Origin of the sequence: Vibrio mexicanus (assembly GCF_001012815.1) — a bacterium.
GTDB classification, from domain to species: domain Bacteria; phylum Pseudomonadota; class Gammaproteobacteria; order Enterobacterales; family Vibrionaceae; genus Vibrio; species Vibrio mexicanus.
This window is the reverse complement of the sequence record NZ_JYJP01000100.1, coordinates 17,721-30,368: the sequence shown is the minus strand read 5'-3', so window position 1 is coordinate 30,368 and position 12,648 is coordinate 17,721. Positions and strand designations below refer to the sequence as shown.

Sequence of the window (12,648 nt, the reverse complement as noted above, 5' to 3'; positions counted from 1 at the left end):
TATAGTACAAAGAGTTGCATAAGGGCGACCTAACTAATCAGGAATTATCCAGTGAAGTTCATAAAGCGATTGTTCATTTTCTCATTAATTTGCATGATTCTTGGAGTCAGTGCGATTTTTGGTATGTATTTGTATGTAAAGAAAGACTTACCGAATGTTGATGAGTTGCGACATGTGGAACTGGAAACGCCAATGCAGGTGTTTAGTAGCGATGGAAAACTCATTGCCCAGTTTGGCGAAAAGAAGCGTATTCCGGTCAAGTATGAGGATATTCCTCAAGACCTTATCGACGCATTGATCGCAACGGAAGATAGCCGCTTCTACAGCATTATGGTGTCGACCCAATCGGTATTACACGTGCTGCGCTTGTTGTCGCCATGTCTGGTAGCGCCAAACAAGGTGCAAGTACCATCACCCAGCAGCTCGCAAGAAACTTCTTCCTATCAAACGAAAAGAAAATCATGCGTAAGATTCGCGAGATCTTCTTAGCGATCGAAATTGAGCGTATGTTGTCTAAAGAAGAGATCCTTGAGCTTTACGTCAACAAGATCTTCTTGGGCTATCGCTCATACGGTTTTGGTGCTGCAGCGCAAACCTACTTTGGCAACAACTTAGAAGATTTAACGCTCAGTGAGTTGGCTACATTAGCAGGCATGCCAAAAGCGCCTTCAACCATGAACCCAATCTACTCGCTAAACCGAGCAACTGGCCGACGTAACATTGTTTTGAGACGTATGCTTGAAGAAGGGTACATCTCTCAGCAGGAATTTGACGATGCTCGTGCAGAAGAGATCAAATCCAAATATCATGGCGCAGAGATCGAGCTCAGCGCGCCTTATGTGGCAGAAATTGCTCGCGCTTGGATGCTAGAGCGCTATGGCGAAGATGCCTACACGTCAGGGATGCGCGTCTACACGACTGTTGATTCAAAGCTGCAAGATGCAGCCAACAAAGCCGCAATCAATAATCTTTATGACTATGACGAACGTCATGGTTACCGCACACCACGTTTGTCTGCGTGGGAAGCGGGGGAAACGCCTCTTGAAAGCGATGAAATCAATCGCTTCCTACGCCCTCATCCAATTTATGGCAAGTTGCGTCCTGCTGTTGTCACTGGAATCGAAGGGCAATCTGCGACGGTTCACATCAAAGGTCGCGGCGAGAACAAAATAGTCTGGGATCAAATGAAATGGGCTCGTCCATTTATCAATGATGACCGTCAAGGTGCTGCGCCTAAGAAGGCAGCGGACATCATGAAGCTTGGACAACTTGTTTGGGTACGTGCGATTGACGACACTCCTGAAGTCGAAGTAGCAGAAGTGACTGAAAATGAAGAAAGCATCACTGAGACCAATACTGTATGGCGTTTAAGTCAGGTTCCAGAAGCCAACACGGCCTTTGTGGCAATGAACCCTGAAAATGGTCAAGTTCTATCACTCGTTGGGGGTTTAACTTCGTTCATAATAAGTTCAACCGTGCTACGCAATCTGTTCGTCAGGTCGGTTCAAGTATCAAACCATTCATCTACTCAGCAGCCATTGATGAAGGTATGACACTCGCATCGCTTATCAATGATGCGCCAATCAACCAATGGGACCGAAGCCAGGGCACGGCATGGCGACCGAAGAACTCACCTCCTACGTACGTTGGCCCAACTCGCCTACGCATTGGTTTGGCAACGTCAAAAAACGTAATGGCCGTACGCGTGCTACGTGCTGTGGGTTTGGATGACACACGTAATTACCTGACTCGCTTTGGTTTTGAGATTGATGAGCTTCCACGTTCAGAAACTATCGCTCTGGGTGCTGGTAGTTTAACGCCAGTGAAAATGGCGCAAGGCTTCTCAGTATTTGCTAACGGTGGCTACTATGTGGAACCTTTCTATATCAGCCGAGTAGAAGGCCCATTTGGTGATTTAGAGTTTGAAGCAACACCAATGGAAATCTGCCGCAATGACTGTGATCAACCGGCATTGGCTTCTCAATCGGATACTTTAGCCAACGAGTTTAATGAACAAGATCTTAGTCTCGAAGAGGAAACTGTCACCTACGCTCCACAAGTGATCAGTGAGCAAACGGCGTTTCTTGTACGTGAGATGCTTTACAGTAATGTTTGGGGTGGCGGTAACTGGCGACATGATACTGGCTGGAACGGTACAGGTTGGCGTGCTCAGACTCTGAAACGTCGTGACATCGGAGGTAAGACTGGTACCACCAACGATTCCAAAGACGCTTGGTATAACGGCTATGGCCCAGGTGTTCGTAGCAACCGCTTGGGTTGGATTTGATGATCACAACCGTAAGCTAGGCCGAACTAAACCAAATGAAAACCTAGGCAGTAATCAAAGCTCAGGTGCTGAAGCTGGCGCCCGTACAGCGCAGCAGCTTGGGTCGATTTTATGGAAGTGGCACTGGCTGGCGTTCCCGCCCAAACCAAACAAGTGCCTGAAAATATCGTCCGCACTCGTATCGACAGAGACACTGGCTTGCTGACTAATCAGTTCGACCACACCTCGATGTTTGAATACTTCTTGGAAGGCACTGAGCCTACGGAATTTGTCGCTGACCGTATTACAGAGGACATCTACAGCAATTCAGGTTCCGAAGAGCTGTTCTAAATTCAGCTTTACAAACCACAAAAAGGAGAGCCGTTGCTCTCCTTTTTCTTTATTCGATGTACGCTAATTTGCCGTTAAATGCTCGCGCACTGTCTCTGCTAACTGTTCAAAACGAGCCCGCAGCGGTGATCCAGGTCGATACGCCAAAACGATCTTACGCGATGGTTGTGGATCGATGCTACGGACATAACACACACCATCTTTGACCGATTCGTTTGGCACGGAAAGTTGTGGCAATAAGGTAATACCTGCCCCAGCTGCAACCATGTTGCGTAGAGTCTCTAAGCTCGTCGCTTTGAACCTTTCATCCTCTTTCGCACCTGCTGCAAAACAGTAACCCAACGCTTGATCTCTCAAACAGTGGCCATCGCCTAACATGAGTACTGTCTTACCATTAAGCTGCTCGGCCTCAAGGCATTCAATCCCAGCCCATTCGTGGGAACATGGCACGGCTAAACTCATTGGCTCGTCATACAAGTCAATTTCTTTAAATGGCGCGGTTTCAGCGACAGAAGCCAGAATCAAGCAGTCTAGTTTGCCATCTTGTAAGCTTCGCACCAGCTCATGAGTTTGAGCTTCATGTAGAAACAGCTCAAGATCGGGGTAAGCTTCTTTGAGCTGTGGAATTATCTTCGGCATTACATACGGGCCGACAGTAGGAATAAAGCCGATATGCATTGGCCCAACCATCTCACCACTTTGCCCGCTTGCCATGTCCTTAAACATTTTGACTTCCGACAGAATGCTTTTCGCTTGATCGACAAGCTGCAGCCCAGATTCGGTGAACAACACCTTACGGCTGTTGCGCTCAAGTAACGCCGTACCCAGCTCATCTTCAAGCTTTCGGATCTGGCCACTCAGTGTTGGCTGACTTACAAAGCACGCCTCTGCGGCTTTACGAAAATGATTGTGTTCGGCCAATGCGACCAAATACTCAAAGTCTCGAATATTCATTGCCTATCCTAATTTCTATGAGTCAATAGAACTTACCTATCGAAACGATAGCACCAAACGATTATCCCTATCAAAGGAAATCGCCAATAATAGCTTCATCAACACAGAGCAGCCCAAAATTAGTTACCTAGAATGGACAACAGGGCAAACAAGCTCAAGACTGAATAAGCAAATTAAAAACTGAGGACATCACAATGTTTACATCGAAAGAAGGTCAAGCAGTACCACAAGTTACTTTCCCAACTCGCCAAGGCGATGCATGGGTAAACGTGACGACTGACGAACTATTCAAAGACAAAACCGTTATCGTATTTAGCTTGCCGGGTGCATTTACACCGACATGTTCATCTAGCCACTTACCGCGCTACAACGAACTGTTCCCAGTATTCAAAGAGCACGGCGTTGACTCAATCCTATGTGTATCAGTAAACGATACGTTTGTAATGAACGCATGGAAAGACGACCAAGAAGCGGAAAACATCACTTTCATTCCAGATGGCAACACAGAATTTACTGACGGCATGGGCATGCTTGTTGATAAGAACGACCTAGGCTTTGGCAAGCGTTCATGGCGCTACAGCATGCTAGTGAAGAACGGCGTAGTTGAGAAAATGTTCATCGAGCCAAACGAGCCAGGCGACCCGTTCAAAGTTTCTGATGCAGACACTATGCTGAACTACATTGCACCTGACTACAAAACTCAAGAGTCAATCACAGTATTCACAAAACCTGGTTGCCCATTCTGTGCAAAAGCCAAGCAAACACTGATCGACCAAGGCCTACAGTACGAAGAAGTCGTACTAGGTAAAGATGCAACAACTGTGAGCCTACGTGCTGTAACAGGTCGCTCAACAGTGCCTCAAGTGTTCATCGGTGGTAAGCACATCGGTGGTAGCGAAGAATTAGACACTTACTTTGCTAACGCTTAATTAACTCCCCTTACGTTGCCCAGTGTTTCCAAGGGCGCTGTGCAACGTCCCTATATCTAAGTGACCTACTCCCCTTCAGGTAACGAATTGCGAAAGATATTCACCTTCCACGAGGTCACTTAAATATAGAGATTGAGCAGCCTTGCTAGCTCACCCAACCCATTCCTTTTTGAGCGCTTGTTTTGGTGCTCGTGGACGAACAAGAGAAATCGTTATGAAACAATTAAATGTTGATGTAGCCGTCATTGGTGGTGGTACCGCAGGTCTTGGTGCATACCGCGCCGCGAAAGCACAAGGTGCTAGTGTGGTAATGATTGAAGGTGGTCCTTACGGAACAACCTGTGCTCGCGTCGGATGTATGCCATCAAAACTTTTAATTGCAGCTGCGGAAAGCGTGCATCAAATTGAAAAGGCGCCCGCTTTCGGTGTTCACCCGCAAGGTGAAATCAAAATCAACGGCCGTGAAGTCATGGACCGTGTGAAACGTGAACGTGACCGCTTTGTTGGCTTTGTGCTTGAGGGTGTCGATGAAATCCCTGTCGAAGACAAAGTGTCGGGTTACGCGAAGTTCGTCGATAACAACACACTCGTTGTTGATGACCACACTCAAGTCAATGCTGCGCGTATTGTTATCGCAACGGGCTCTCGCCCAGCCTACCCAGCCGTCTGGAATGAGCTTGGCGATCGCTTAATCATCAATGACGATGTGTTTGATTGGGATGACTTACCAGAATCGGTTGCCGTATTTGGACCTGGCGTGATTGGTTTAGAGTTAGGTCAGTCGTTGCATCGCCTTGGGGTGGATGTAAAAGTCTTTGGTTTAGGTGGACAAGTCGGCCCAATTACTGACCCTGAAGTCATGGCATATGCGAACAAAGCGTTTCAAGAAGAGTTCTATCTTGATGCAGATGTAAAAGTGGAAACTATGCGTCGAATCGTGGATGACCAAGGCAACGAGACAGACAAAGTTGAAATTCAGTTCATTAACCACGATGGTGAGCTAGAAACCTTTATCGTCGACTATGTACTGGCTGCAACTGGCCGTCGTCCAAATGTAGACAAGCTAGCGATTGAGAACACTAGCCTTGAGCTTGATGAGCGCGGCGTACCAACAGCGGATTACTACACATTGCAGACATCGGTTGAGAGCATCTTTATCGCCGGTGATGCTAGTAACCAAATTCCACTGCTGCACGAAGCAGCAGATCAAGGCCGAATCGCAGGTGACAACGCAGGCCGCTTCCCAGATATTCGTGCGGGCTTCGCCGCTCACCAATCTCAGCGGTATTCTCAGATCCACAAATCGCGATGGTAGGTGAGACCTTCAAGCAACTGGAAACTCGATTAGGTAACTGTGGCTGTTTCGCCACGGGTGAAGTGTCCTTCGAAAACCAAGGTCGCTCTCGAGTGATGCTACGCAACAAGGGTATCCTGCATGTTTACGGTGAGCAAGGTACTGGTCGATTCCTAGGTGCTGAAATGATGGGTCCAAACGCTGAGCACTTAGCACACTTATTGGCTTGGGCGCACCAGAACAAGATGACAGTATCTGAGATGTTAGATATGCCGTTCTACCACCCTGTGATTGAAGAAGGGGTACGAACTGCACTGCGTGACCTCAATGCGAAACTGCACCTTGGTCCTGAGATGATTAAACACTGCCTCGACTGTGGCCCTGGCTGTTAATCAACCTATTCCTAGATAATCCAGAATAACGATAATAATTAGTCCAGTTCCCTAGGTTTCAAAATCTAGTTTTCCCCCAGCTTCCTTCTCAGAGCTGGGGATTTTTTATTTGTCGCTAGGGCGCGTTGGCCTAGAGACTATTTCTCAGCAGCAATAACCGAAATTTCTACCAACAGAGCTTCACGCGCCATATCCGCAGTCACACAAGCACGAGCGGGAGCGAAACCTTCAGGCACCCACGCGTCCCAAACCGCATTCATTTCTTGAAAGTCTTTCATGTCTTTCAAATAGATCGTTGCAGACAACATATGCTCCTTATCACTGCCTGCTTGTTCAAGAAGAGCCTCAACCTTGTCTAGCATCGTTTGAGTCTGCTCGGTAATGCCTTTGGTGGCATCTGCGCACACTTGACCACACAAATAGATAGTGCCGTTATGTTTAACAATGCGGCTCATACGTTGTTTGGTTTCTTGGCGTTCGATCATGGTGTTTTCTTCCTTCGATTTTGAGATATTCTATACGGACGTATCTTACCCAAAATGGTTCGCTCATGACATGTAAAGCCTGCGATAAACCCAACTGGTTTTGGAAAAAGATTGGAAGGTGCCAACGCTGTATGGATCAACTGACCGTTTTGTCGGTTCTATGTTGGGTAATTTGGTGGTTTGGCTTTCGAGACAACCCAAAGAGTATTGAATCCATTGCTTTGATCATGGCAGGTTTTGCGTTCAACGGTTTGTTGGCCCTACATTTGTGGATGCGCTTTATTGTTCTGCCACTTCGAACTAAGAAACGCTAAAAGCCACTTCAGCCATAAAAGATAACTCGCTGTTATCCGGCCTTCCCTTTACCTATAGCCCAAAAAAGAAAAAAGCCCCGGAACCAATGTCGGTTTCGGGGCCTTCTTAGATTCTTCTAAGAAAAAGCAGTGGTACTTTAATAGACCGAGCTTTTTCTCAATAGTTCCAAAATTTAATGATCTTTATTGATCTTTTTTTCAATAAAAATAAATCCACTATTTATCAGAAGGTTATATCAATAAATTAAGCAACATTTACCTTAGCAATCACTTGCTCTGCCAAGTTTACCTCTAAAGCCACTTCATCGCACGCATGTTGACGAGGGCATTGGTCACAGTCTTTCAATACTTTCTCAGGCAATAGCGTTTTCGATGTTGGGATGAAGGCATGCTTCATAAAGAACTCTGGTGTACGCGTTAATACAAACACCTTCTTGATCGCCATTTGGCGTGCTTTCTCGACCAGGTGCTGAACTATTGCCGATCCTTGACCTTGACCTTGCCAACCCGCTTCTATACCAAGAGAGCGAATTTCAGCCAAGCCTGAATCGTACACATACAGCGATGCACAACCCGTCACTTCACCGTGATGTTCCGCGACTGCGAATGAGCCAATATCACGAACGATTTCGTTACGCGAGCGAGGCAGGTTTTCACCCATGTTCGCCCAGTAAGTCACCATGCCTTCCAGAGCTTCAACATCGGTTAGTCGCGCGGCACGTACTTTCACAGTTGACGTATCACGTTGTGCAAGGCGTTGGTTTGCTTGCTCAACGGCGTAAGCAACCTGTTTAGGTGAAACGCCACCCAAAGCGCTACGCTTCTCAAGACAAGATTCAATCGTCAGGATGTCATAAACATCTTCTTCAATGGTATCGGAGAACTCTTTCAGCTCTGCAATCGACAGCTCTTCTAATGCACAGCCTTTTGCAATGGCACCTACAACCGCCACACCAACAATATGGTGAGCTTCACGGAATGGAATGCCTTTCGCCACTAGGTAGTCAGCAAGCTCAGTCGCATTTGCGTAACCTTGTTTCGCCGCTTCTAGTGTACGCTCACCGTTCACTTTAATGCCGTCGAAACATAGCGCCGCCATTTCCATACAGTCGTTCCACGTATCTAACGCATCAAACAAGCCTTCTTTGTCTTCTTGCATATCTTTGTTGTAAGCAAGTGGCAGGGCTTTCACTGTCATCATCATGCCAGCAAGCGAACCATATACACGGCCAGTCTTACCACGGATAAGCTCTAGCGCATCTGGGTTCTTCTTCTGAGGCATGAGAGAAGAGCCCGATGTCACGGTATCAGCAAGTTCGATAAAATTAGACTCGCCTGAGTTATAGAAGATCATATCTTCAGCCAAACGCGAAAGGTGCAGCATAGAGATAGAAGCAATCGACATCAGCTCCATCACATGATCGCGATCCGATACTGAATCCAGGGAGTTTCTTGTCGCTCTTCTGAAACCAAGGTTATGCGCAAGCTGCTCACGATCCATTGGGTAAGCCGTTCCAGCCAGAGCGCCTGAACCTAGCGGACAAGTATCTAAACGCTTAATCGCATCGCTTAAACGTGAGTAGTCACGTTCAAACATTTCAACATACGCCAAACACCAATGTGCGAACGTTACTGGCTGAGCACGTTGTAAGTGCGTGTAACCAGGAAGCACGGTACCTTGATGTTCTTTCGCCACAGACACCATTTGCGACTGGAGTCTGTCTAACGCAATCAAAAGTTGCTGGCCTTGCTGACGACACCAAAGTTTTAGGTCGGTTGCCACCTGATCGTTTCTCGAACGGCCAGTATGGAGCTTCTTACCTAAGTCACCCACTTTGCCGATCAGTTGCTGCTCTACCCATGAGTGAATGTCTTCAGCATCTGAACGTAGAATTTGATGAGGGTCTTCCATCACTTCAAGCTTTAGCTCATTCAGCGCTAACTCAAGTTTTTGCTGCTCTTCTTCCGTCAGCACATCCACCGACTGCAGTGCTTTCGACCAAGCAATTGAACCAACAATGTCTTGCTCAGCCAATCGGTAATCAAAGCGAAGCGAATCGTTGAAGTCTTTGAACCTAGTGTCTGCTGCTTGGGTAAATCTTCCGCCCCATAATGCCATTGCGTCTCTCCTAACTGCTCAGTGTTCACACTCTGTAACTTAGTGATTATTTTCACTTACATGATGCTTTAAGGTGTGATGAAATTGGATTAAATCCGTTGCCTCATTTTGTATGATCCAAACTTACGGCAAATTGAAGTAAAAATAAAGTATTAATTCAATTATTTTACATAAATATTCATTGTTAAGTTATTTGATATGATTTTTATGAAAAAAGCCAGAACACGAATGTTCTGGCTTTTACTATTTAGAGTGCGATAGTTTTGGACGAGTCGACCTAGGATAAAGTAAATAGCCTAGTCGATTGTCTCAATCGAAATTACTTCTCTTTTTTCATCTCGTTCAGTGCACGGATACGGCTTGATAGTGAGTAAAGGCGGATAAAGCCTTCAGCGTGGCTTTGGTCGTAAACTTCGTCTTCACCAAAGGTTGCAAACTCTTCGCTGTATAGGCTGTTGTCTGAACGCTTCTGCGTCACAATCGCGTGGCCTTTGTATAGTTTAACAACCACTTCACCGTTAACATCTTGTGCTAACTCTTCAGATGCCGCCAAGATAGACTTACAAAGTGGCGTGAACCAACGGCCATCGTATACAAGGTGAGATGCTTTCACGCCCAGCTCTTCACGGAATTCAAACGCTGTTTTATCTAGCACGAGTTGCTCTACTGCACGCAGCGCTTCCATCATGATTGTGCCACCCGGAGTTTCGTAACAGCCACGAGACTTCATACCTACAAGACGGTTCTCAACGATGTCGATACGACCTACACCGTGCTTCACGCCTTTCTCGTTTAGGTAAACGAGTGCGTTGTATGGCGTCATACTCTCGCCATCTACTGCCACTACCGCACCTTTTTCTACTTTAAGCGTGACGTATTCTGCTTCGTTTGGCGCTTGCTCTGGATCCACAGTCCAAGCCCAGCAATCGTCATTTGGCGCATTCCATGTGTCTTCTAGAACACCACCTTCTGTTGAGATGTGCCATGCGTTTGCATCACGAGAGTAGATCTTAGTCAGAGATGCAGTACAAGGGATGTTACGCTCCGCAAGGTAGTCGAGACACTCTTCACGGCTCACGAGATCCCACTCACGCCAAGGTGCGATAACGTGTAGATCTGGGGCAAGCGCTGCAAATGCGCCTTCGAAACGAACTTGGTCGTTACCTTTACCTGTACAGCCGTGACACAGCGCGTCCGCACCCACTTTACGTGCTACTTCTACTTGCGCTTTAGCAATAATAGGACGAGCCATTGACGTACCTAGCAGGTATTTGCCTTCATAGTAAGCGCCAGTTTTTAGTGTTGGGTAGATGTAGTCTGCAACCATCTCTTCTTTAAGGTCGGCAATGTAACACTCAGATGCACCTGATGCTTTCGCTTTCTCTTCGATGCCTTCTAGCTCTTCAGCGCCTTGACCTACATCGGCCACAAATGCCACAACTTCACAGTCGTAATTCTCTTTTAGCCACGGAATGATCACTGATGTATCCAGACCGCCAGAATATGCGACAACTACTTTACTTACTTGTTTAGCTTGAACTTTGCTCATTTTCTTTCTCCAAATTCCTTGCGCTGCGCTTGGCGGTCAGTGCTAAGGCTTCCTTTTAAAACAACTTAAAGATTTTTCTTACTATGCCTACCTGTCGGGTAAGCAAAAAATTCGTGTTAACCCTTACTTGGGTAGAAACTGTGTGCCGATGCTTTGGCCAGCAAACAGTGCTGTTAATTTTTCTGGGTAACGCCAAGTCGCCACTTCAATCGGGCGTCCTAAATCATTTGCCGCTTCAAGAGCTGCTTGAACTTTGACAATCATGCCGTCGGTAATCACTTTGGCTTCAATCAATTCGTTTGCTTTCGCTTCATCTAAGCTAGGAATCAAGTGGCCTTTGCCATCAAGAACGCCACTCACATCCGAAAGCAATACCAGTTCAGCATCTAGCGCACCTGCAACCGCGACCGCTGCTTGATCTGCGTTGACGTTCATCAATTGGCCTTCATTGGTTAAACCAATTGAACTGATGATTGGCAGTGCACCCGATTTTAGAATCGCTTGCAGTACAGCAGAGTTACCTGGAGTCGCGTTACCTACCGCGCCCAACTCTGGATCGAGTTCAGTAACATGACATAGACCGCCATCGGCTAGGCTAAGGCCAACTGCATTCAAGCCATCTTTAATCGCTTGGCCTTGTAGTAATTTGTTCGCCGTACCGGCCAATGCACCCGCAATAAAACCGATTTGGTCGTATGGGGTAACACGCAAACCGTTCTTCTTAACCGTCTCTAATTGCAACTTTGCCATCAACTCATCAACGAGGTAACCACCACCGTGAACAATTACGATTTCACGCTGCGCTTGCTGCTGATAGATCGCAATGGCATTAAAGAGTTGGCTCAGGGTATCAGTGCATGACAATGCTGCACCGCCTAACTTAACCACTAATGGAGTACTACTTTGTTCCGTCATAATGATTACTTCTCCGTTGTAGCTGGTTACAGCAAGCTAGCTAGCTCATCGAACCCGTAATGAATATTCAAACATTGCATCGCTTGACTGGATGCACCTTTTAATAGGTTATCGATCGCCGAGATAACAATGATGTGTTCACCTTGAACCTTCCATGCAATATCACAGAAAGGTGTGTATTCAACATTCTGAATTCTTGGTAGGTCATCACCAGTCAAACGAACCGCTGGCTTACTTAAGTACGCTTTTTCAAACGCTGCCTGGACTTGTTCTTCTGTTACACCTTCGACTAATTTCATTGTGGTCGTCGCCAAGATGCCACGTTTGAAATTACCAAGATGAGGCGTGAAGATAACGTCTTGGCTAAGATGTGAAACGATTTCTGGTTGATGACGATGGTTAAACACACCATAAGCTTGCAGGCTGACTTCGCAGAAGCTATTCACCATGCTTGCCTTGCGACCCGCACCGGACACACCGCTGGTTGCGTTGATGACAGGCCACTGACTGCCATCTAATAGCTTCTCTTCAATCAATGGTCTAATCGATAACTGAGCGGCCGTGGTATAACAACCTGCCACTGCTACGAGCTGCGCTTGCTTGATAGCTTCTGCGTTCCATTCTGCTAAGCCGTAAGCTGCTTGGTCTAGCCATCCTGAGTGTTGATGTTCGAACCCATAAAATTTTTGATAAAAGCCTTCACCTTTTACACGGAAAGCACCCGATAAATCAAACACCTGGCAATCATTTTCTAGAAAGATTGGGGCTAAATCATGGCTCACTTCATGGGCAGTCGCGAGGAAAATCACGTCGCTCTCTTGCGCAACTTTAGCCACATCCGTTAGAGGCTGAACTGGCATATCAATGACGCCTGCCAACTTACCATGTAGCTGGCCAATGCTCTTGCCTGCATCAACACTGTTCGCAGAAACGTATAAGCCTGACAGTGTTAATTTAGGGTGTTTCTGCACCATAAGAGCAAGCTCTGCGCCTGTGTAGCCGCTTGCGCCAATGATTGTTGTTTTTAGCATCTCAACGTTTGACATCGAATCCATCCAATAACTCGGTTCTAAAGGTAAA

General features: G+C 46.7%; 8 protein-coding genes and 2 pseudogenes. 4 read left to right on the top strand and 6 right to left on the bottom strand.

Going from position 1 to position 12,648, the window contains the following annotated elements; translation table 11 throughout:
• Positions 1-51 precede the first annotated feature (51 nt).
• A pseudogene (locus UA76_RS14530) lies at positions 52-2,617 on the top strand (penicillin-binding protein 1A).
• Positions 2,618-2,680: 63 nt separating this feature from the next.
• Here UA76_RS14530 and oxyR read toward each other — a convergent pair.
• Entirely contained in the window at positions 2,681-3,571 is an 891-nt protein-coding gene (gene oxyR, locus UA76_RS14525) for a DNA-binding transcriptional regulator OxyR (RefSeq protein ID WP_047047514.1), read from the bottom strand.
• A 194-nt stretch (positions 3,572-3,765) separates the two neighbouring features.
• Between oxyR and UA76_RS14520 the strand changes: the two genes are divergently transcribed.
• The gene (locus tag UA76_RS14520) at positions 3,766-4,500 is read left to right on the top strand and encodes a glutathione peroxidase (protein WP_047047511.1); all 735 of its coding nucleotides are present in this window, start codon (positions 3,766-3,768) and stop codon (positions 4,498-4,500) included.
• Positions 4,501-4,714: 214 nt separating this feature from the next.
• Positions 4,715-6,186: pseudogene (locus tag UA76_RS14515) on the top strand (dihydrolipoyl dehydrogenase).
• Positions 6,187-6,323: 137 nt separating this feature from the next.
• On the opposite strand, the gene UA76_RS14510 reads toward UA76_RS14515, so the two are convergent.
• Positions 6,324-6,671, bottom strand: coding sequence for a RidA family protein (locus tag UA76_RS14510; RefSeq protein ID WP_047047508.1), 348 nt, complete (start codon positions 6,669-6,671; stop codon positions 6,324-6,326).
• A gap of 65 nt (positions 6,672-6,736) precedes the next feature.
• On the opposite strand from UA76_RS14510, the gene UA76_RS14505 reads away from it, so the two are divergent.
• Complete coding sequence (locus UA76_RS14505) at positions 6,737-6,985, top strand: DUF3624 domain-containing protein (protein WP_047047507.1); 249 nt, start codon at positions 6,737-6,739, stop codon at positions 6,983-6,985.
• A 244-nt stretch (positions 6,986-7,229) separates the two neighbouring features.
• On the opposite strand, the gene argH is transcribed toward UA76_RS14505, so the two are convergent.
• The 4 genes from argH to argC form a co-directional block, all read right to left on the bottom strand.
• Entirely contained in the window at positions 7,230-9,104 is a 1,875-nt protein-coding gene (gene argH / locus UA76_RS14500; protein WP_047047505.1) for an argininosuccinate lyase, read from the bottom strand.
• A 319-nt stretch (positions 9,105-9,423) separates the two neighbouring features.
• Positions 9,424-10,653, bottom strand: coding sequence for an argininosuccinate synthase (locus UA76_RS14495; RefSeq protein ID WP_047047502.1), 1,230 nt, complete (start codon positions 10,651-10,653; stop codon positions 9,424-9,426).
• 123 nt (positions 10,654-10,776) lie between these two features.
• Positions 10,777-11,568 carry an acetylglutamate kinase gene (gene argB / locus UA76_RS14490; protein WP_047047499.1) on the bottom strand — a complete coding sequence of 264 codons (792 nt, stop codon included), beginning with the start codon at positions 11,566-11,568 and terminating at the stop codon, positions 10,777-10,779.
• Between the two features lie 26 nt (positions 11,569-11,594).
• A complete protein-coding gene (gene argC, locus UA76_RS14485; RefSeq protein ID WP_047047556.1) occupies positions 11,595-12,599 on the bottom strand; it encodes an N-acetyl-gamma-glutamyl-phosphate reductase in 1,005 nt (334 codons plus the stop codon).
• Positions 12,600-12,648 lie beyond the last annotated feature (49 nt).

Excerpts from the sequence above, each read along its gene's own strand:
- oxyR (WP_047047514.1), bottom strand. The coding sequence starts at position 3,571 with ATGAATATTCGAGACTTTGAGTATTTGGTCGCATTGGCCGAACACAAT.
- UA76_RS14520 (WP_047047511.1), top strand. The coding sequence starts at position 3,766 with ATGTTTACATCGAAAGAAGGTCAAGCAGTACCACAAGTTACTTTCCCA.
- UA76_RS14510 (WP_047047508.1), bottom strand. The coding sequence starts at position 6,671 with ATGATCGAACGCCAAGAAACCAAACAACGTATGAGCCGCATTGTTAAA.
- UA76_RS14505 (WP_047047507.1), top strand. The coding sequence starts at position 6,737 with ATGACATGTAAAGCCTGCGATAAACCCAACTGGTTTTGGAAAAAGATT.
- argH (WP_047047505.1), bottom strand. The coding sequence starts at position 9,104 with ATGGCATTATGGGGCGGAAGATTTACCCAAGCAGCAGACACTAGGTTC.
- UA76_RS14495 (WP_047047502.1), bottom strand. The coding sequence starts at position 10,653 with ATGAGCAAAGTTCAAGCTAAACAAGTAAGTAAAGTAGTTGTCGCATAT.
- argB (WP_047047499.1), bottom strand. The coding sequence starts at position 11,568 with ATGACGGAACAAAGTAGTACTCCATTAGTGGTTAAGTTAGGCGGTGCA.
- argC (WP_047047556.1), bottom strand. The coding sequence starts at position 12,599 with ATGCTAAAAACAACAATCATTGGCGCAAGCGGCTACACAGGCGCAGAG.